This window comes from Planktotalea arctica, from assembly GCF_002105285.1.
GTDB classification, from domain to species: Bacteria; Pseudomonadota; Alphaproteobacteria; order Rhodobacterales; family Rhodobacteraceae; genus Planktotalea; species Planktotalea arctica.
In genome coordinates this window covers 1-18,221 of sequence record NZ_MUHR01000022.1, presented here as the reverse complement: position 1 = coordinate 18,221, position 18,221 = coordinate 1, and the positions used below count along the sequence as shown (strand labels likewise).

At 58.4% G+C, this 18,221-nt stretch carries 20 protein-coding genes, 2 pseudogenes and 1 other annotated feature; of the genes and pseudogenes, 9 read left to right on the top strand and 13 right to left on the bottom strand.

The genetic code is table 11. The features are described from left to right. Window positions 1–585 precede the first annotated feature (585 nt). The 7 genes from B9P63_RS16755 to B9P63_RS16725 all read right to left on the bottom strand — a co-directional run bounded on the left by B9P63_RS16755 (window position 586) and on the right by B9P63_RS16725 (window position 6,539). Window positions 586–1,287, bottom strand: coding sequence for a VIT1/CCC1 transporter family protein (locus B9P63_RS16755; RefSeq protein ID WP_085310931.1), 702 nt, complete (start codon window positions 1,285–1,287; stop codon window positions 586–588). 36 nt (window positions 1,288–1,323) lie between these two features. Continuing rightward, window positions 1,324–2,304, bottom strand: coding sequence for an FAD:protein FMN transferase (locus tag B9P63_RS16750; protein WP_085310929.1), 981 nt, complete (start codon window positions 2,302–2,304; stop codon window positions 1,324–1,326). After that, complete coding sequence (locus tag B9P63_RS16745) at window positions 2,285–4,492, bottom strand: PepSY domain-containing protein (protein ID WP_085310927.1); 2,208 nt, start codon at window positions 4,490–4,492, stop codon at window positions 2,285–2,287. Before B9P63_RS16745 ends, B9P63_RS16750 begins: the two co-directional genes overlap by 20 nt. 12 nt (window positions 4,493–4,504) lie before the next feature. Then, window positions 4,505–4,975, bottom strand: coding sequence for a DUF2271 domain-containing protein (locus B9P63_RS16740; RefSeq protein ID WP_085310925.1), 471 nt, complete (start codon window positions 4,973–4,975; stop codon window positions 4,505–4,507). A gap of 44 nt (window positions 4,976–5,019) precedes the next feature. Continuing rightward, window positions 5,020–5,424, bottom strand: coding sequence for a hypothetical protein (locus tag B9P63_RS16735; protein WP_085310923.1), 405 nt, complete (start codon window positions 5,422–5,424; stop codon window positions 5,020–5,022). Window positions 5,425–5,602: 178 nt separating this feature from the next. Next, the gene (locus tag B9P63_RS16730; RefSeq protein ID WP_085310921.1) at window positions 5,603–6,262 is read right to left on the bottom strand and encodes a cytochrome b/b6 domain-containing protein; all 660 of its coding nucleotides are present in this window, start codon (window positions 6,260–6,262) and stop codon (window positions 5,603–5,605) included. Continuing rightward, window positions 6,255–6,539 carry a PepSY domain-containing protein gene (locus tag B9P63_RS16725; protein WP_085310919.1) on the bottom strand — a complete coding sequence of 95 codons (285 nt, stop codon included), beginning with the start codon at window positions 6,537–6,539 and terminating at the stop codon, window positions 6,255–6,257. The genes B9P63_RS16730 and B9P63_RS16725 overlap by 8 nt, the downstream gene beginning before the upstream one ends. A 145-nt stretch (window positions 6,540–6,684) precedes the next feature. Between B9P63_RS16725 and B9P63_RS16720 the strand changes: the two genes are divergently transcribed. After that, on the top strand, window positions 6,685–7,344 hold the full coding sequence (locus B9P63_RS16720; RefSeq protein ID WP_085310917.1) for a response regulator transcription factor: 660 nt from the start codon (window positions 6,685–6,687) through the stop codon (window positions 7,342–7,344). Beyond that, the gene (locus B9P63_RS16715) at window positions 7,341–8,681 is read left to right on the top strand and encodes an ATP-binding protein (RefSeq protein ID WP_085310915.1); all 1,341 of its coding nucleotides are present in this window, start codon (window positions 7,341–7,343) and stop codon (window positions 8,679–8,681) included. Before B9P63_RS16720 ends, B9P63_RS16715 begins: the two co-directional genes overlap by 4 nt. 476 nt (window positions 8,682–9,157) lie before the next feature. Here B9P63_RS16715 and B9P63_RS16710 read toward each other — a convergent pair whose 3' ends face one another. Next, window positions 9,158–9,613 carry a MerR family transcriptional regulator gene (locus tag B9P63_RS16710; RefSeq protein WP_176219187.1) on the bottom strand — a complete coding sequence of 152 codons (456 nt, stop codon included), beginning with the start codon at window positions 9,611–9,613 and terminating at the stop codon, window positions 9,158–9,160. A gap of 75 nt (window positions 9,614–9,688) precedes the next feature. Between B9P63_RS16710 and B9P63_RS16705 the strand changes: the two genes are divergently transcribed. Together B9P63_RS16705 and B9P63_RS16700 are read left to right on the top strand one after the other, a co-directional pair. Continuing rightward, a complete protein-coding gene (locus B9P63_RS16705; protein ID WP_085310911.1) occupies window positions 9,689–10,624 on the top strand; it encodes a cation diffusion facilitator family transporter in 936 nt (311 codons plus the stop codon). Then, the gene (locus B9P63_RS16700) at window positions 10,621–11,190 is read left to right on the top strand and encodes a methyltransferase family protein (RefSeq protein WP_095533065.1); all 570 of its coding nucleotides are present in this window, start codon (window positions 10,621–10,623) and stop codon (window positions 11,188–11,190) included. The genes B9P63_RS16705 and B9P63_RS16700 overlap by 4 nt, the downstream gene beginning before the upstream one ends. A 241-nt stretch (window positions 11,191–11,431) precedes the next feature. Here the strand turns inward: B9P63_RS16700 and B9P63_RS16695 are convergent, their stop codons facing one another. From B9P63_RS16695 to B9P63_RS19040, 3 genes are all read right to left on the bottom strand, one after another. Then, entirely contained in the window at window positions 11,432–12,046 is a 615-nt protein-coding gene (locus B9P63_RS16695; RefSeq protein ID WP_085310910.1) for a transmembrane anchor protein, read from the bottom strand. 15 nt (window positions 12,047–12,061) lie between these two features. Beyond that, entirely contained in the window at window positions 12,062–12,715 is a 654-nt protein-coding gene (locus B9P63_RS16690; RefSeq protein ID WP_425439762.1) for a HupE/UreJ family protein, read from the bottom strand. Window positions 12,716–12,853: 138 nt separating this feature from the next. Further along, window positions 12,854–13,213 carry a hypothetical protein gene (locus tag B9P63_RS19040; RefSeq protein WP_139816282.1) on the bottom strand — a complete coding sequence of 120 codons (360 nt, stop codon included), beginning with the start codon at window positions 13,211–13,213 and terminating at the stop codon, window positions 12,854–12,856. A 63-nt stretch (window positions 13,214–13,276) separates the two neighbouring features. Between B9P63_RS19040 and B9P63_RS16680 the strand changes: the two genes are divergently transcribed. The 3 genes from B9P63_RS16680 (at window position 13,277) to B9P63_RS16665 (ending at window position 16,173) form a co-directional block, all read left to right on the top strand. Next, window positions 13,277–13,555 (top strand): metal-sensing transcriptional repressor, encoded by a 279-nt coding sequence (locus tag B9P63_RS16680; RefSeq protein ID WP_085310904.1) that lies wholly within the window; start codon window positions 13,277–13,279, stop codon window positions 13,553–13,555. A 9-nt stretch (window positions 13,556–13,564) separates the two neighbouring features. Then, window positions 13,565–14,905: an MFS transporter gene (locus B9P63_RS16675; RefSeq protein ID WP_085310902.1), complete on the top strand. Its 1,341-nt coding sequence runs from the start codon at window positions 13,565–13,567 to the stop codon at window positions 14,903–14,905. Between the two features lie 1,094 nt (window positions 14,906–15,999). Continuing rightward, on the top strand, window positions 16,000–16,173 hold the full coding sequence (locus B9P63_RS16665) for a helix-turn-helix domain-containing protein (protein ID WP_085310898.1): 174 nt from the start codon (window positions 16,000–16,002) through the stop codon (window positions 16,171–16,173). Between the two features lie 70 nt (window positions 16,174–16,243). Here B9P63_RS16665 and B9P63_RS16660 read toward each other — a convergent pair whose 3' ends face one another. Continuing rightward, entirely contained in the window at window positions 16,244–16,522 is a 279-nt protein-coding gene (locus B9P63_RS16660) for a hypothetical protein (RefSeq protein ID WP_085310896.1), read from the bottom strand. A 184-nt stretch (window positions 16,523–16,706) separates the two neighbouring features. Between B9P63_RS16660 and B9P63_RS16655 the strand changes: the two genes are divergently transcribed. After that, window positions 16,707–17,060, top strand: a complete 354-nt coding sequence (locus B9P63_RS16655) for a hypothetical protein (protein WP_085310894.1) — start codon at window positions 16,707–16,709, stop codon at window positions 17,058–17,060. A 43-nt stretch (window positions 17,061–17,103) separates the two neighbouring features. After that, window positions 17,104–17,595: pseudogene (locus tag B9P63_RS16650) on the top strand (lytic transglycosylase domain-containing protein). Between the two features lie 43 nt (window positions 17,596–17,638). Here B9P63_RS16650 and B9P63_RS19295 read toward each other — a convergent pair. Then, window positions 17,639–17,940, bottom strand: a pseudogene (locus B9P63_RS19295) (IS3 family transposase); the annotation flags it as partial. Next, window positions 17,657–17,773 (bottom strand) — a sequence feature (AL1L pseudoknot). (Overlaps the previous pseudogene by 117 nt.) Window positions 17,941–18,221 lie beyond the last annotated feature (281 nt).

Below are 18,221 nucleotides of genomic sequence, written 5' to 3'. Positions count from 1 at the left end.
AAACCCAGACGTCAGCACCGTGCTGACACCAAAAGCATAGCATCGAATTGAATGACCGGTGTCAGAAGGAACTAGGATGGGCTATCTCTGCAAGCGCATTAGGCCGCGAAGAGCCCACTGCGGAAGTGCCAAATTCTTGCTGCGTGCGCTCGCAGAGAAATCATCGCTGCAGCCCCGCAAGAATCGTCGCTACAGCGCGGCGAGATAAGCCGCCGTTCAGCCAAACTGCAGCGATGTTTCAGGGGCGAATGAGCAAGGTGCGGACAAAGGATGAATTCGCTGCAACTGCAAGTTTGGCAGCAATACCATTCATTGCGGAAGTTGACTCTGCGTGTCTGAAGTCAGCACGTTTTGGACAGATTTGAGGATTAGAACAGCGGCTGAGTTATGGTTCATCATCGTTTTCAATGAGTGAAGCTGAGCAAGACCATCCGCCGGAAGAAAACATCCGCATTGATTTCAAAAAAGATATCGAACCGGATGTACTTCGCTAAACCTCAACTACCTTGGGTTTTGCTGCCTTGTATATCCGAAATCACCAAGGCTTTTGAGCGATAGCGTGTCTTCGCTATGGGGACGAAATTTTTAGCCAGCTGCAACCCCGAAAACCGTACCCACAATAGCAGTCGCGGCCATGGCAAGCGCCCCCCAGAATGTCACGCGTACGGCCCCCTTGATGATCCCAGCTCCTCCAGCAGATGCGCCAAGCCCACCCAGAACGGCCAACGCAACAAGAGTTGTCACAGCGACGACCGAAGTGATCTGTGCCGTTGGCGACAGCGCGGCCATGATCAGGGGCACAACCGCGCCAAAGCTGAAGGTAGCCGCAGAAACAAGGGCTGCTTGAATGGGATGCGCTACGACTGTCTCTGATATCCCAAGCTCATCGCGCACATGCGCGCCCAATGCATCCTTCTTGGTCAGTTGAACAGCAACCTGGCGTGCGAGCGTTTCATCCAGCCCGCGCGCAACATATATCCCGGTCAATTCCTCCAACTCAGCCTCAGGCGTTTCCGCCAACTCCTTGGTTTCGCGCGCGATATCTGCCTGCTCCGCATCGGTTTGCGAACTGACCGAGACATATTCACCTGCCGCCATGGACATGGCACCCGCTACAAGCCCCGCAAGTCCAGCGATCAGAATCTCGGGGCGTCCCGACCCCGCAGCGGCCACGCCGACCACGAGGCTCGCCGTCGAGACAAGGCCGTCATTTGCACCAAGGACCGCGGCCCGCAGCCAGCCGATCCGATGCACCATATGGGTTTCCGAGTGTGTCAAGCGGCTCATGATGCTTTACCTTTTCGTTCAGTTTGATTTGGAAACCTATCGATCAAGTCCCGAAATGCCCTCTGACGGCTGTTCCGAAAACAGGCGACCAACGGCTTTGCTGTGAAAGCCGTTCTGGTCATCGCGCACCAGAAACAGCACATCCAGTCCACGTTGCTCGGCTAGCGTCGCCCCTGCATCAACCCCAAGAACCATCAGCGCAGTGGCCCATGCATCGGCTTCGGCACAGGTCTGCGCGACCACGGTCACCGAGGCGGGCGGCGCAAGGAGCGGCGCACCTCGTGAAGGGTCCATGGTATGCGACAGCCGGCGGCCCTGCACTTCGACCCAATGGCGGTAATCGCCCGACGTGGCGACGGCGGCGTCTTGTAATGCAAGCACCGAATACGGCGCGCGGCGCGCAGGGTCAGGTGCTTCGACGGCGATGGTCCATGGCGAGCCATCAGGCCGCAACCCCACCGCGCGCATTTCACCGTCGATCCCGACCAGAGCCGCCGGAATACCGAGCGCAACCAACGTATCAGCCAGACGGTCAACCCCATATCCCTTGGCGATACCGTTCAAATCCAGTGTAATATCGGCGGTCTTGCGGACACGGGCGCCAGCAACATCAATCTCGAGCGCAGTCTCAACTCGACGACGCGCCATCGCAGCCCTGATGTGCGTAGGGTCGGCTTCATCCGCGCCGAAACCCCAAGCCGCCACCGCATCACCAAGCCCCATGTCAAACGCCCCGCCAGAGGCCCGCCCGACATCGCGCCCGAGCACCAAGACATCCAGCAACCGCGCTGGGACCGCCTGCCATACGCCGACAGGTGCCGCATTCAGGCGCATCAGGTCGCTGTCGGGTTTCCACGTGGACATCTGTGCGTCCACTTCATCCACTGCAGTCTGTAGCGCCCCGCGCGCGGACTCCGGATCAAAGCTTGGGTCTGCATGGAACTGCGCTGACCAGCGCGTGCCCATTGTTGGCCCATGCAGCGCGTAGCGAGTTGGATCAGTAGACATCTTCGACATAGCGGCCCTCTGCCCTCAACGCCTGCGGCGTCAGTCCCATTGGTTTCAGAATATCAGCCAGCGCATCCGTGACGCCGGTCGCCATGCCGCGCCCGCCGCAGACCATGATGCGTGCTCCGTCTCGGATCAGGCGGGCCACTTCGGTCCCTTCAGCACGCAGCGTGTCCTGCACGTAGCTTGGGTTGGCCGCGCGAGAGACCGCGGTGTCCAGACGGGTCAGACGACCCTCGGTCTGCCAATCTGCAAGGTCTTGCCCGTACAGAAAGTCATTCTGTGGATGGCGCATGCCAAAGAACAGGTGAATAGGACGATGTCGTTTGTTGCCACGAATGAACCCCGCCAGCGGGCCGATGCCCGTGCCGGCACCGATCAGGATCAGAGGCGCGCGGCCCTTGCCCGGTTTGAAGCCGGGATTGCGACGGATATATCCCTTGGCCGTATCCCCTGGCGCAAGCTGCGTCAGTTGCGCAGAACACAGCCCGCTTGGCTGACGCTTCACGACGATCTCGACGAACCCGTCGCGCCGGTCAGAAGCCAGAGAATACAGACGCGGGATTGCGGAACCTTCTGGCACGATACCCAAAAGGTCACCCGCCTCAAACCGGGCAAAGCCTTGCCCTGTCAATTTTTGCCAAAGTGTCACGCGTGGCAGTGCAAAGCGCAGGATTGCGGTAGGTGCCTGCATTTCCGCCCCGTAGTCGCGGCGCGAAACCAGGGTCAGCATCTCGGTTGGGGGCACAATGGGCTGGTGGACCAGTTCAAGGTTAATGCCAAGCGCCTGACCCAACAGACGCCCCCAGCGCGCGAAATCCTGCGGCGACTGGCGGTCGATGGTGTCGAAGGGCAAAAGCATGTTCCAGCCCCGCGTTTTAGCCATTTCCGCAACCCTTTGGGCGTAGCCGCAATACTCCGGATAGCTGCGATCGCCAAACCCAAGCACTGCAATCGGTGCTGCGGGCGCGGTTCCCAGCGCTTTCAGACGATCAAGGAACCCTTTGGCGGTTTCCGGCGCATCGCCGTCGCCATAGGTTGCCGCAAGGATCACGAACCGCTGTGCCTTGGCGTGGTGCGCCAGATCAAAGTCGGACATTGGCCCGACATGCACTGTTTGCCCTGCCGCTCTCAGCGCCTGATGAAGCGTCGCCGCAAAACCCCAGGTGCTGCCCCCTTCGCTACCTACCAGAAGGATCGTTTCCGCCTTGGCGGCAGGCAGGTTGCCGGGAATGCGCGGTCTGCTGCGTCGTCCTGCCAGCCAGACAAGGACACCCGTGACCCCCAACACTGGTACGCCCAGTGCCATCAGTCCTAGGAGGATCCCAAGAAAGGCCGCCCCCTGACCGGTATGCAGCATGTAGATCGTTTCCGACACATTTTCCCAACCGGTCAGATCGGTCCAACCCAACGCCGCACCTGTCCCCTGGTCCAGATATCCTGTCCCCTGATCCGTCTTCAGGGTGAAGACGTCTGTGGCATCCCCGGGGTAAGGGAAGTTCAAATCGCGCAGTTCGGCCACAGGGGTCTGCCCCAGCAACTCGATGGATGTAATCGATATTCCAGTCTCGCCGCTGACATCATTCGGGAAAGCCGGTGCGGATGACGTGATGGGAAGCAGGTCGAAAGTCGAGGCCGACATCCACAGCGCTGTCATCGACGATAAGGCAAGACCCAGAACCGCGACGCGCGCAATCTCCACATGCAACCGCCCTGATAAAGGGCCGCGCAACGGCGCGAACCAGCGCCGCCAGCCACCGGCACGGCGGGCAACGAGGACAGAGCCCGAAACGGAAAGGATCAGCATCGCTGCCGCACCAAGGGCCATGGCAATCCGACCGCCATCACCCAGAAACAACGACCGGTGCAGGTTGGTCAGCCAGCGCTCGACCTGATTGGGGTCGGCAGACCCCACGCCCGCGCCCGTCGCCGGATCAATCACCGCCGCCCCCGGCGTGCCATCCAAAAACCAATATGCCGTGATCTGACCCGACGGGGACCGCCGGATCTGCTCGACACCGGGATAGGCGGTCTGGATGCGGGCCGCGAGCGTCGCCACGCTCAGCCCGGTTTCCGCCTGCGGCGCGGTCAGGCGCTCTGCCGCCGGAAAGACCGAAAGCGCAGCCCCACTCAGCGTCAGAACAATTAGAAGGGCAGCGGCCAGAAGACCCGGCCAACGGTGTAGAGCGCGGATCATCGCCGGGCCTCCTTACATGTCGTAGGTGAAATCAGCGATATAGCGGCGCCCTGTGACCGATGTGCCCGCACCGTCTGTCGTCAGGGGCACCGCGATCTCATTCGGGCTGTCGCGCATATCCTCGACTGCCGCGTCGATGTGGAGCGTATAGCCTGCATCAAACAGCGCATCAGCCAGATCAAGCGTAATCTCGAGCGTCCGACCTGCGCCAACGCTGGCCCCGGTGATCCCGTTGACCTGTGCGGTGTCACCGGCAGTGGCGCGGTACCAGTCGCTCAGGTGTTCATAGTATTTCGACTTGCCGCCAGCCATCCAGAGGCTGCCAACATAGGCCCCCGACGAGTCGGTGACATAGAGCGCAAGATAGGCCCCATCGCCGCCGTAACTGTTCATCGTCGTAGTCAATGTGACCGGGCGCGCCATTGCGAGCCCGGGAAGCGTGAGCGCAGTGGTCAGCGCCAGTGTTGCAAGAAGTGATTTCATGGGGAATGCGCCTTTCTAAGGACATGGGAATGTAAGGATAAGCGTCAATTCATTTGAACGACTGGCGGAGTGCCATTGCCGAACAGGCCATTTTGCGGCGGAGGGGTGGTGCCTGCGGGTGCTGCATTGCGGGCGCTGCCGCCACAATCATCGTCATCCTGATCGTCGCCGTCACATTCGTCATCATCATCGTCATGGCGCGACCCGCTGCGGTATTTGCGCTCATGGTCATCATCATCGTCCTCACTGCGCGAACCATTGCGATATTCGCGGTCGTCATCATCGTCGCCACTTACAAGAATTAGCGGCATCGCGTCCTGACCAAACTCAAGAATCGTCGCGAAAGGCTGCACCGGGCTATCGCTTGTGCGCACCGCGCTCCAGGTCGGCGCGGCGATAGCTGCGGAAAGGGCAGTTGTCGCCGCAAGAAGTATGAGTGTCTTTTTCATGGTCGTGTCTCCGTTTGTGTGATGGGTCCAATCTGGACGCACCACCTGAGGTCTTCCTGACGCGCCGCAGTTTTTTGCTTCAGCTTGCCGTCAGAAAGACCTCAGAAAGAAAAAAGGCCCCACCGAAGATGGGTGGGGCCAGGAAAGCGTCGAAGGGACATTCGACGCGGGGGAACGTTCAGGAAATATCGCCGGGATCTGGCGCGCGCTTGTCGCCAGTGACCATGGACCGCGCGAGGTTTTCTTTATGGCGGAAAGAGGTCAGCACAACCCCGCCTACATGGATGGCAATCAACAAAAGCATGAGATTGGCAAGCACCTCATGTGCCTCTTCGACGGCTTCTGAGCCGCCTCCGCCATACCCTTCGTCGTCGCCATCGGCATAGGCCGGAGAGATAATCTGTGGCAGGTCAGGCAGCATCCCAACGCGGCCCTCATCTTCAAGTAGCCACCCCGTAAAGGCGGTGCCTGCCAGTGTCAGGAGCAAGGCAACGGTCATCACGGCGCCAGCGGGGTTGTGGCCAAGATACCGATGTTCCTTGCCGCGCACGACATCTCCGATATAAGCAATCGTTTGCGACGGTCCCCGCAGGAACTGCGAGAAACGGGCGTATTTGCTGCCGACAAGGCCCCAGATCAAACGGAACGCAATCAGTCCGGCGACAATGTAACCCGCGATTTCGTGCACCGTGCCAAGCTCCTCGGCGCTCAGATAGGCCACGACAAACGTGACAACCAAACTCCAGTGAAAGACCCGGACCAAAGGATCCCAGACACGGACCTTGGCCGTAGATCCTTGCGCGGTTGAAGACGCATTTTGTGCAGATGTCTCAGTCATCGTCGTCATCCTCGTATTCGAATTCAATAACGTTCAGCGTCTGCGGATGAACGGTCACTTCGATCCGGCGCCCCTGCGCATCGCGGCCATCAATTTCGTAACAGCCATCATCGATCTTGATCCGACGCACAGTCCAACCGTTGTCCAACGCCATCTGCGCCACCGCTTCGCGCGGCTGCCAGTCGGCCATGGGGACAAAACAGTCATCATCATCGGCAATCGCAGCGCCCGCCGAAAGCGTCGCGAAAACGGCGAGCATTGTAAGTGTCTTCTTCATGCGGCAAACTCCGGATTGCGGCCAATTTCACCAGACCATGCGCCACCAACCTGACAGGTTCCTGAAGCTCGCGGGCTGATGTGCGTCAGTCTCGCGTAAGCTGGATTGTTCAAGATGACTTGTGAAACAAAGGAATCCGACACCCATGCGCATTCTGCTGATCGAGGATGATACCGTTCTGGGCACCGCCGTGCGCGACCAGATCGCCGCCGATGGCCACTCCGTGGACTGGGTGACACGGCTTGATGCGGCGGGCGATGCAATGGCGGTTGCCGCCTATGATCTCCTGCTGCTTGACCTCATGCTGCCCGATGGTCGTGGCATTGGATTTCTGAAGACGATCCGAAATCGGGGGGACGTGACCCCGGTGATCATCCTGACAGCCCTTGACCAGATTTCGGATCGGATCGAAGGGTTGAATGCGGGGGCTGACGATTATCTGGTCAAACCGTTCGACCTGTCGGAACTCACCGCCCGGATCGGATCGGTCGCGCGCCGGTATAGCGGCAATCCAAACCCGATCATCACCCATGGCGCACTCGACATCGATCTTGCCTCCCGCAGCATCCACCGGAACGGCAAACCGGTCCAACTGACCGCGCGCGAATGGGCGCTGTTCGATGCGTTTCTGGCACGCCCGGGTCAGCTGCTGTCGAAAACGCAGCTTGAAGACAAACTTTATGCCCACGGGGCCGAAATCGAAAGCAACACCATCGAAGTCCATGTCAGTCGCCTGCGCAAGAAACTTGGGGCTGACGTGATACAGACCGAGCGTGGCATGGGTTATCGTCTGGGACCTTCATGAGACTGCCACGTAGCCTCCAGGCCCGTTTGGGGCTGTCATTGGGTATCGGGTTGACGCTTCTGTGGATCGCGACCGCCACGGTGACGGCGGTAAACCTGCGCCACGAAATGGATGAGGTCTTCGACTCCGCCCTGCAGGAAACGGCGCAGCGCCTTCTTCCGCTGGCCGTGCAAGAGATTGTCGGCCGCGAAGATGACGGTGTGACCCAACGCCTTGGCGCGATCCGCGAACATACCGAGTTCTTCACTTACATCGTGCGGGACGCGCGGGGGCGCATCCTGCTGCAATCGCATGCCGCCGATCCGGATATATTTCCTGCCTATGACGGGACGGGCTTCCGTCAGACAGCAACCCACAGGCTTTACAACGAGGATGCCTTGCAGGGCAGCGTTCGCATTTCGGTGGCCGAACCGCTGGACCACCGCGCCACGGTCGCACGGGAAATCCAGATGGGGCTGGGCCTGCCGCTTCTGGTAGTAATACCGCTTGCGCTGCTCGCCATCGTGCTGGCGGTCCGGGCAGGCCTTGGACCCATTCGCCGTTTTCGCGAACGCTTGGAGGCTCGGGATGCGCGCGACCTTTCACCTGTTCCGACGACAGGAATTCCGTTGGAAATTGTTCCGATGGCGACAACCCTGAACGGACTTCTTGGGCGCTTGAAAGAGGCGTTCGACGCCGAACGCAGCTTTGCCGCCAATGCCGCACATGAGTTGCGAACACCGCTCGCCGGAGCCATCGCGCAGGCGCAACGGCTGCAGTCTGAAACAGGTGACCTGGCTGCTGCTGCCCGAGCGGCAGACATCGAAGCCACGCTGAAACGGCTAACACGCCTGTCGGAACGCCTGATGCAACTGGCCCGCGCCGAAGGAGGTCGCCTGCGGCTGGACCAAACCTCGGACCTGCGCGGCATCGCGCAAATTATCGTGGACGAGATAGAGCGCACCATATCGCCGGGGCGCATCGTGCTGACGCTTCCCGACGGACCGGTCGTTTCAGATCTGGACCCGGACGCCTTTGGTATCCTGTGTCGCAACCTGATTGAAAATGCGATCCGGCATGGCGCAGAAACAGAACCCATTGATGTTTCGCTGTCACCAGATGGCACATTGCGCGTGGCAAACGCAGGACCCGTCGTGCCGAAAGAGAAACTGGAGAACCTGACCACCCGTTTTGAACGTGCAGGCCCGAACACCATCGGAAGCGGTCTCGGCCTTACGATTGTCGCGGCAATTTCGGAACGGATCGGGAGCCAGTTCATCCTCAATTCCCCCCGCGTGGGCAAGGAGGATGGTTTCGAAGTGTGCATCAAGCTTCCGATCGCTGGTTCGAGGCGTTAGCGCTCAGCGATCAAGAGGCATTCTGTCGCCGCAATCGCAAAGCAAGACCGAGTGAGACTCCGATCACGATGGTGAGGTCCGCGAACGCGGTCAAAGCAAGCTTTAGAAATAGAAGGGTGCGATCCGACGCCTGCGTCTACATTTGACCACGCCATTTGCTCGGCTCGCGACAACGTATTTTTGGGTCGAACGACAACTTTGGACCGCTTTTCCGACCTCGGTTGTTAGCGCAGCATCCGGTGGTTTGGGCTCCAAGTCGCCTGATGCTGGTGCAGCGTCACTGACGACGAAGGCTGTTTCGAAGCAGCCGTTCGCCTAGTGGGCTACGCAACTGAAATTTCGCGGTTTCTGCGGATGCGCCGACATCCCCGCTTCAACAGCCGGTGCTGAGGCACCGCGCCGCGAATTCTTACTGCGAGCCCGACTGGCTCATTCGTCAAAGAGCAGCGAATGTCTGGTTAAGACATGACGTTCGCTCAATCGCTATTGATTATCGACAGGTTTGTTGGTGCTTCATGGGCGCCGATGCAAAGTCGATGATCGCCGAGCACTTGGATAACGCGGCAATCCCCAGCTTGCCCCTTATCGTCCGCCTTTGCCATCCGCGCCAGTTCTTTGCGAAGCTGCGCAAGAATGGTCATGCGTCGGTCCACTGCCGCGAGCTGCTTTCGAGCGATCTCATGTGCGGGCGCGCAATCTTCGGTCGGTTCTTCGGCCAGAGCCATCAAATCTGCGATATCATCGAGCCCGAACCCCAGTTCCCGCGCATGGCGCAGGAATGCCAGCCGTTCGAGTGCGGCGTCGTCGTATCGCCGCTGCCCGCCTTCCGTGCGCGCAGGTGACGGGATCAGACCACGGCTTTCGTAATAGCGGATCGTTGTCACCTTCACGCCTGTCTGGCGCGACATCTGCCCGATTGAATATTCTTTCACATTTGCCCCTTGAAGCTACAGTCGCTGTAGATCGTATCTACATGAAAAGGATACGAATCGAAAGGAGCCACCGATATGGGGCACGGCCATCATCATCACGTCGACCCCGAAGCGGGCGACCGCCGCGTCTTTGCCGCCATTGCGGTCAATATGGGGCTCACAGTCGCGCAGGTCATAGGCGGTATCATGTCCGGATCGCTGGCTTTGATCGCGGACGCGCTGCATAATTTCTCCGACGCGATCTCGCTCATCATCGCTTTCGGCGCGCGCAAGATAGCGCGACGGCCACGGGACGCGCAGATGACCTTCGGCTATGGCCGGGTCGAGGTTGTGGCAGCACTCATCAACTATACGACGCTCATCGTGATAGGCCTCTACCTTCTTTATGAAGCAGCAATGCGTTTTGCCGACCCTCAGGATGTCGAGGGCTGGATCGTCGTCGTCATCGCGGGCATCGCTCTCGTTGTTGACGTGGTCACGGCTATGCTGACTTACACCATGTCCAAGTCCAGCGTGAACATCCGCGCGGCCTTCCTGCACAATGTGGCTGACGCACTCGGTTCCGTCGCCGTGATCTTCGCAGGCACATTGATCCTGCTTTACGACTGGCGGCTGATCGACCCCATCGTGACGGCTCTGATCGCGGGCTACATCTTATGGCAATCCTTCCGAGAGATCGGTCCCGTGATCCGCATCCTGATGCTGGGCTCGCCGCCCGAGATCGAGACGGAAGCTGTCCTCCATACGGTGCGCGGCATCGACGGCGTGACCGGCATCCACCACGCCCATTTCTGGCAGATGGACGAACATCGCGCTGCGCTCGACGCCCATATCGTCATTGCTGAGGGCCGTTGGAATGACGCAGACGCTGTAAAGGACCGGATCAAGGCCGCACTGTCCGACCAATTCGACATCGAGCACACCACTTTGGAACTGGAATGTGCGCGCCACGCTTGCGATGACCCATCCGAGTTCGGCGGGCGAGGACACGGCGAGGAGCAGGACGGATGAGCGATTTTGTTCCCGTCCCGCTGACCATCGCCCTTTTCTGCGAAGCTGCGTTGATCGCGATGCTGGTCTGGTCGATCTTTGTCCCGGATCGCCGCCTCTGGCCTCCTCGGCAGGTGAGCTGGCTCAGCCAGATCATAGTTTGGACGCCCACCATCGCAGTTTTCGGCAGCGTCATTATCGTTGGTGTCATTCAATGGAACGCCTTAGGCTGGCCCCTTTGGCTGCGCTGGACTATCGGACTGCCGTTGATCCTTGCAGGTAACGTAGTGGTCTGGACTGCGGCCTTGGGGATCGGCATGGACGCAACGAGCGGTGCAGAAGGGGAGCTCAAGACTGACGGCTTTTACCGCTGGTCGCGAAACCCGCAATACGTCGCCGACATGGGCATATTGCTCGGATGGGCGATCCTGTCCGCCGCGCCGTCAGCATGGATCATCGCAATGGGCGGCGTAGTCGCCTTCGCACTCGCACCCATCGCCGAAGAACCTTGGCTCGAAAAGGTCTACGGTGCGCCTTACCGTCGATACCGCACCCGCGTTCCACGCTTTTTTGGCGTGCCAAGATAACTATGGTTTCATCAACAGCAAATAAACGGCGATTGTCGGGTTTGTCCCGCCGCTAGTGAGTTTAGGCGCATCGCAGCGAATGGAAGTGACGCCCCGAAAAGGTGGCTCGTGCCAAGCGCGACTATTGACCGCCAAGAGCCCACTTTGACCGATGCTGCACACCGTTCGGATGTCAGCTTAACCGTCCAGCAATGGCTTTGCGCCACCCGCACATCTCTGCGCGGGTGGCCGGTTTTTTGCATCACTCGCTACGAACGATCTCGCTGTAGTCGCCACGCAATTGCAGGATCACTGTGATGTCAGCATCATCGCGGTTACGCCAGAACCAGCCGTGATCCCCCGCGAAGGGGGTCTCAAAACTGCCGTCACCAGATGTTTGTCCGCGACCTCTGTCGTATGTCACTTCCTCACCATCTGCATGAGCGTGAAGATCGAAGTTGATCCGCCCGCCCGTGGCGACCCACGCGTAGTTCATAGTGGCACCTTCCTCCATCGTGGCCTTGATCTCGGTGGATGCGCCGGGCGCGAGGGTAAATGTGATCTCGTCCTGCCAGACCTCTTGTGCGTGGGCAGTGCCGACGAATAGGCCGAAGATATCATTGATCAGCGATGAGCTGTCATCGCTGCCATGAAGCGCTTCGTCCGCCGCAGCTTCGGCGGCAAGCTGCTGCTTGATTTCGCCCATTTCCGTCAGGCCAAGCATGCTCCCTACGCCTGTGGGGTCGGTGCCGTATTCGGCGGGTAGGTAGACCATGACGCCGATGGCCACTGCCGTCAGACTGGCAATGATCGTGGACCGGCGCAGTTGGGTGGGGGTCGGCAGGTCTTCGATGTTGGGTTTCGGTGCGTTGTTCATTGTTCTTTCCAATCTCTATGTGCTGGCGATGTAGCCTGCGATCTGCTGGTAGGTGAGCAGAAGGCCAAGGCCGACCATGATGATATTTGCGACAGAAGCCTGACGCATGAAGTTGGGGCTGCGGCGCCAGTATCCCATCACGATAAGGATCACGAAGAGCGCCAGAAGCTGACCCACCTCGACGCCCACGTTGAAGGCCAGAAGGTTCGCGAGCAGCCCGTCTTCGGACAGTTGGTAGTCGAGGATTTTTGACGCGAGGCCGGTGCCGTGGAACAGGCCGAAGATCAAGGTTGCGGCCTTGGTATTCGGCTGAAACCCGAGCCATTTCTGATAGAGGCCAAGGTTGTCGAGCGCCTTGTAAACGACCGACAGGCCGATGATGGCATCGATGATATACGCGTTGATGCCCCAACCGAACCAAACGCCCGCAATCATGGTGACAGAGTGTCCGACGGCAAAGATGCTGACGTAAATCGCTACGTCTTTCATGTGGTAGAGGAAGAAGACGACGCCGAGCAGAAACAGGATGTGGTCATATCCCGTGATCATGTGCTTTGCGCCCAGATAGATGAACGAGATGATGTGCACTCCGAAAATCTCTTGGATATAGCCCGCATCGCCGGGGGTCACGGCATGCGCATAGGCAGAGGTCGCGAATGCGATCAGCACCAAGAGGCTGGTTGTGAAGACGATCAGGGACTGCCGCAAAGCATGCGACGGGTGCCCTGACCGATAAGATCGGTTGGGTATCATTTTGATTTTCCGTTTATTGAGTGTGATGGAAGACAGCGCCAGAAAGGCGCGACATCACACTCGTGGCGGTCGATCTAGATCGTAGGCACTGCGGTCGGACGCTGCGGTTTCTGTCAGCGACCAGTTGGCGCTGGAAGGTGCTATGATCCCCGCACTGCGTCGGGGCGGCAGGAAGGCAGTATTGTGGTCGTGGTCGGCCATTTCGTGTGCATGGCCTTGGAAGATGTGAAGAATATCCACGATATCATCATGGGAATGGCCATGGTCTTCGATCTCGGCCTGGTGCTCGGCGAGGAGGTCTGCGACCTCGGAAAATTCTTGCAACTCGCTCTGGGCATTGGACGACAGCATGATCCCCACCGCCAAAGCGATGGTCAATGCAAAGCGCAGGACTGATGTCGCCTGTCGTTTCATGTGCCCGTTTCTGCAGGTCTCGGCCCGCTTGCTCTATCCCCCTAGGGGGGATACCGTCTTTCTATGATAAAACACGCTCCCCATGCAACCCACCCCGATATCATCAAGCGGCTGAAACGTGCCAACGGCCACCTTCTCAGCGTGATCGAGATGATCGAGGCGGAGCGCCCGTGCACCGACATCGCGCAGCAACTCCATGCTGTCGAGAAGGCCATCACGCAGGCCAAGCGCACCCTGATTCAGGATCATATCGACCATTGCCTTGATGCTGCAATGGCCGGTGCGGGCAGTGACGGCGCGCCTGCAACAGCAGAGTTCAAGGCGATCACCAAGTATTTATGAGGAAAGCCCATGCTCTCTGTCCTGGCTGATCGCACCTACCGGCACCTGTTCCTTGCACAGATCGTGGCTCTGCTTGGGACAGGTCTTGCAACAATCGCGCTGGGGCTGTTAGCCTATGATCTGTCAGGCGAACGCGCCGGGCTGGTGTTGGGCACGATCTTCACCATCAAAATGGTGGCATATGTCGGAATTGCGCCTATCGCTGGGGCCTTCGCCTATCGGTGGCCGCGCCGCACAATGCTGGTCAGCCTCGATTTGGTCCGGGCCGCTGTGGCGCTGTGCCTGCCATTCGTAACCGAGGTTTGGCAGGCCTACATCCTGATCTTTGTGCTTCAGTCTGCCTCTGCCGCATTCACGCCGACGTTTCAGGCGACCATCCCCGACATCCTACCAGAGGAAGACCGGTATACTCGGGCTCTGTCGCTCTCACGGCTGGCCTACGACCTTGAGAACATCATCAGCCCGATGTTGGCCGCAATCCTGCTGACCTTCGTGAGCTATCATGCGTTGTTCTTCGGCACCGTGATCGGATTCGTTGGCTCGGCGTTTCTGGTCTTGTCGGTTCTGCTGCCCAGCCCGCAACCAACCGCACATCGGGGCATCTATGATCGCACCACGCGCGGGATGCGGATATACCTCGCCACACCGCGCCTGCGCGGGCTGTTGTCGCTCAACCTCGCAGCGGCAGCAGCGGGTGCTATGGTGTTGGTGAACACGGTGGTTCTGGTGCGCGCCGATCTTGGCCTTGGCGATGCACAGGTGGCCGTCGCCCTTGGTGCTTTCGGTGGCGGGTCCATGCTTGCGGCCCTTTTGCTTCCCCGACTTCTGGAAACACGCCCAGATCGCCCGGTGATGATCGGCGGCGCAGGCATGCTGATCGCATCGCTGTTGGCGTTGTCTCTGATGACGCTCATGTATGACGCCCTTTGGATTCCACTCCTGGTGGGGTGGTTCGTAATAGGGATTGGGTATTCCGCTGTGCTGACACCTTCGGGGCGATTGCTTAAACGCTCTGCCCATGCGGAAGATCGACCCGCTGTTTATGCAGCGCAATTTGCATTGTCTCATGCCTGCTGGCTAACTACATACCCGCTCGCAGGTTGGTTGATCACCGTTTCCGGGCCGACAGTGGCGTTTGCGGCGTTGGCGTTGCTGGCAGGCATCGGCATGATCAGCGGGATCGCTCTTTGGCCGGAAGAAAGCAGCGATTCCTTGAAGCATTCGCATAACGACCTTCGAAGTGATCACCCACATGTTCTAGATGGCCGAACCCACAGTCATCCCATCATCATTGATGACTATCACCCGCACTGGCCGAGCCTGCGAGAAGCAGACAATAGCGCCAGGTAGAGGTATTGATCGCGTGGGTTGGTGAGGTCAAAACGGTCATTGGGGCGACTGCAGCGAAACGGCGCTTCGTCCGCGTCTTGTTTGTCTGGACCGCATGCAGCGAAAGCACGGTCTCGGTTCCACCCAAAACACCTCTCTTGAACGGCTGGAATGGCGACACACGCTGCGATGCAACAACACTCGTGCCGCAAGTGCGAGCAAATGCTGCGTCAGCAAAGCGCGAAAAACGAAGGTCGGGAAAGTCCCGCAACTTGATCCTTGGGCCTGCTGTTCCCGCTGCGGCACGCATGAATGACCGGTTTTTCCGCCGCACGGCGGCGCAGAATTTTACGCTGTTGCAGCAATTTCTGCGCTGCAAGCGCACGCAGCACAAATCTGTCACTTCTGCTTTGGGCTCCTTCTTGCCGTAAGCTGCAGGAAAGATGAATGGCCGGTTTGAAGTTCAACGACATGGCCCTTGCTCGTGCGTGTCTCCCCAAAGTCTTATGGAAACTACCTCTACGGACTGTGCTTCAAAAGCGCAGTCAGGAAGGCAATCACATCCTCAGGCGTTGTTGCCTTGGCCTTCGCCAATCTCTCAGGACACAATGGAGGGTCAATAAAGGCGACCGGATCTCGCTTGTTGATCCATAAGATCGACAGCTCAGAGGACTCCCAAACGTATACCCAGCCAACCGTGTGTTTACCATTGGATCCAATCAACCGGGCTATGGGTGATGCTTCTTCGTTGAAATGGGTCACTATTTAATTCACTTTGAACTTGCTGCCGGATGTCAGGGCGCCAGAAAACAAACTGGTTTTGGGGTTGTGGGTCTATCCCAGGGTTGCGGCGCAACAAATTCGCGGGTTAGAAACCGCCTCGGCTTGAATACTCTTGATCATGAATTCTGAGAGGCACTTCGGCCTTCATTTGAAAAAATGATGATGTCAAAATTCACGCCCAACCCTCATGTGCAATTTCTACTTTGTACTCGTCGCCTATCTTGGCGCTGGACCCCAATTCGGGAAATTATTAGCCGAAGACAATAGTCTAGGATGCGAATGTAGAATATATTGCGTGGCTAAATACTCTACATCTGGGCTCTGCCTTTGGCATGAAGCGACGGGTACAACTTGGTTTAAATATTCAGGAAGCGCGCCGATTCAGAGGGTTCAGCCCAGAAACCCTTGCGCATCGCACGGACATTGATCGGGGCTACATTGGCAAGATTGAGAACGCAAAGCATGCCGCGTCGATCGATATGGTCGAAGCGATTGCGGAGGCATAGGGCGTTGAGGCACGAGACCTTCTCAATCCCAGATTCTGAGTGCTTTTCGACAAGCCCCTGCATTCCATAACTATGGCCCAACCAATCCATGGAACTCTTCATACTCTTCGCTTACTTCACGCGCTTCCTGAAACGCGCGCGCCCGTTCCTCGTCGAGGCAGCGGAAATAGCTCTGTATATCCTGAATATAGATCTCGAAGTCGTTCCGAATAAGATCAGCATATTCTTGAGCAGCTTGCGGGTCGTTTGGGACGAAGGGCTGTGCGGGCGCAAAGCAGGTTTCTGCTAACGCATCACCAGCCAAAAACATGAGAGAAGCTATAACTGGCACGTAGCGATTACGCTGCATTCGAGTGCGCCAAAACGACCATGTAACCTTGAAAGAATTCACTTTGCATGCCTAATGAGAGTGCGACCACAGTACAGCCGCAGCGCATAAATATACCTTGTGGTTTATAATATACTTTAGTATGTCTGGGCTTCAAGTAGGAATGCCCAGAGTTACACCTTTTTAAGAAAGCGTGAGCCGGGCCATGAACTGGGAAGTCGAAGCACCAAATGTGGTCACGGAGGCGAGATTCCGCAAACTCGTGGACGGCGGCTATAGCGCCGAAATCTTGTGTCAGGAATCTGCGCATAAGAAAGGTCCCAGCTATTATGGGGTCTGGATCATGCGCGCCGTCTCTGACGACGGCGTAGAGAAGCTGCTGGTTACGGCCCGGACCCGGACAACTCACAACGATATCAAAATCCGCGAATTCAAAACCATCACGGGTGTTGTGTCTTTCCTTGTTGGGATCGGTTTCTCTCACGCCGATGTTCCGCTTGAGGAAGGTCAGCGCACCTCGCACAAGCTTGCAGCGGCCATCAAAGGCAGCGGCGACTAGTCTTCTCTTCATTTGGCTGCTTGCGCCACCTACGGCAGCCCAAATGGTTCTAGTCATGGAGAGCGACGGCTCGCTGACCGCGACGCAATCTCAAAACAGCTTTGCTCGGAACTACAACGACGGCGTAGGCCAAGGCCCGGTGGCCGATGCACTCGCGATATTGGACGCACCTGATGATATCGCAGTAACAGAAGAAATCCGCATCGCCGCCATCGCGCCGCATGCTCCCCTGCCCCGTGCGGATGTTCTTACGGCGATTGAGGCCACAGCGCTACGTTATGGCGGCCATACCGGTTTGCGCAGCGCGGGACCTTGGCGTTGATCCGCGCGACCCCTTGCAGAACCTTGATGGTTCCGCCCGCTGTCTCGCCCTGATGCTTGAGCTCTTTGGCGATCCACGGCTCGCCTTGGCAGCCTATAACGCCGGCCCCGATGCCGTGCGCCAATACTGCGGCATCCCCCTTACCGAGAAACCCAAAACCATGTGGCCCGCGTCATGGCGGTGGTCGCCCGTCTGGAAGGAACAAACCCATGAGATTCAACCCGTCATTCTTCGTCGCTGTTTTAGCAGTTCTTGTATGGTCATAAAACGTCGCGGGGGCAATCGGCAGAACCCTGCAAATCGGCTCGACCCCGTGGTCCGCGCGATGATCTTCTATGAACTGGATCATCGTTTGAATGGGCGGTCGAGCTCCGCCTGGGCAAAATATGCGGACGCTTTACGCAGGATCTCGTTTGCTTGTTTGAGTTCACGGTTCTCACGTTCAAGCGCCTTCATCTTTTCGGCCATCTCTGTCGTGATGCCGCCGCGCTGGCCAGTATCGACCTCGACCTTCTTGACCCATTCATTCAGCGTCTGCGGCGCGCAGCAATCTTTTGCGGGTTTCACTAATTCCCGGACACGGATTTCAGTAAATCCCGGACAGGCGTTTCAGTAATTACCGGACAGGTATTTCACTAATTCCCGGACAGCTCTGGGGAGACGTGTGCGCGGTTGGTCATTGCCTGCGCCGTTACGGCATTCTGTCGGTCTTGAACAAGGCCGGGAGGGACCATGCCGAGACGGAAGCAAGCGAGGCGCACGACTGTGCAAGACATACGAACGATACTGCGGCTGACGCATGAACAAGGGCTTTCGGCACGTGAGGTTGCCGTACGGCT

Excerpts from the sequence above, each read along its gene's own strand:
- B9P63_RS16725 (WP_085310919.1), bottom strand. The coding sequence starts at position 6,539 with ATGAAGAAGACACTTACAATGCTCGCCGTTTTCGCGACGCTTTCGGCG.
- B9P63_RS16695 (WP_085310910.1), bottom strand. The coding sequence starts at position 12,046 with ATGAACAACGCACCGAAACCCAACATCGAAGACCTGCCGACCCCCACC.
- B9P63_RS16675 (WP_085310902.1), top strand. The coding sequence starts at position 13,565 with ATGCTCTCTGTCCTGGCTGATCGCACCTACCGGCACCTGTTCCTTGCA.
- B9P63_RS16665 (WP_085310898.1), top strand. The coding sequence starts at position 16,000 with ATGAAGCGACGGGTACAACTTGGTTTAAATATTCAGGAAGCGCGCCGA.
- B9P63_RS16745 (WP_085310927.1), bottom strand. The coding sequence starts at position 4,492 with ATGATCCGCGCTCTACACCGTTGGCCGGGTCTTCTGGCCGCTGCCCTT.
- B9P63_RS16735 (WP_085310923.1), bottom strand. The coding sequence starts at position 5,424 with ATGAAAAAGACACTCATACTTCTTGCGGCGACAACTGCCCTTTCCGCA.
- B9P63_RS16755 (WP_085310931.1), bottom strand. The coding sequence starts at position 1,287 with ATGAGCCGCTTGACACACTCGGAAACCCATATGGTGCATCGGATCGGC.
- B9P63_RS16715 (WP_085310915.1), top strand. The coding sequence starts at position 7,341 with ATGAGACTGCCACGTAGCCTCCAGGCCCGTTTGGGGCTGTCATTGGGT.
- B9P63_RS16720 (WP_085310917.1), top strand. The coding sequence starts at position 6,685 with ATGCGCATTCTGCTGATCGAGGATGATACCGTTCTGGGCACCGCCGTG.
- B9P63_RS16660 (WP_085310896.1), bottom strand. The coding sequence starts at position 16,522 with ATGCAGCGTAATCGCTACGTGCCAGTTATAGCTTCTCTCATGTTTTTG.
- B9P63_RS16700 (WP_095533065.1), top strand. The coding sequence starts at position 10,621 with ATGAGCGATTTTGTTCCCGTCCCGCTGACCATCGCCCTTTTCTGCGAA.
- B9P63_RS16750 (WP_085310929.1), bottom strand. The coding sequence starts at position 2,304 with ATGTCGAAGATGTCTACTGATCCAACTCGCTACGCGCTGCATGGGCCA.
- B9P63_RS16705 (WP_085310911.1), top strand. The coding sequence starts at position 9,689 with ATGGGGCACGGCCATCATCATCACGTCGACCCCGAAGCGGGCGACCGC.
- B9P63_RS16680 (WP_085310904.1), top strand. The coding sequence starts at position 13,277 with ATGATAAAACACGCTCCCCATGCAACCCACCCCGATATCATCAAGCGG.
- B9P63_RS16655 (WP_085310894.1), top strand. The coding sequence starts at position 16,707 with ATGAACTGGGAAGTCGAAGCACCAAATGTGGTCACGGAGGCGAGATTC.
- B9P63_RS16730 (WP_085310921.1), bottom strand. The coding sequence starts at position 6,262 with ATGACTGAGACATCTGCACAAAATGCGTCTTCAACCGCGCAAGGATCT.
- B9P63_RS16740 (WP_085310925.1), bottom strand. The coding sequence starts at position 4,975 with ATGAAATCACTTCTTGCAACACTGGCGCTGACCACTGCGCTCACGCTT.
- B9P63_RS19040 (WP_139816282.1), bottom strand. The coding sequence starts at position 13,213 with ATGAAACGACAGGCGACATCAGTCCTGCGCTTTGCATTGACCATCGCT.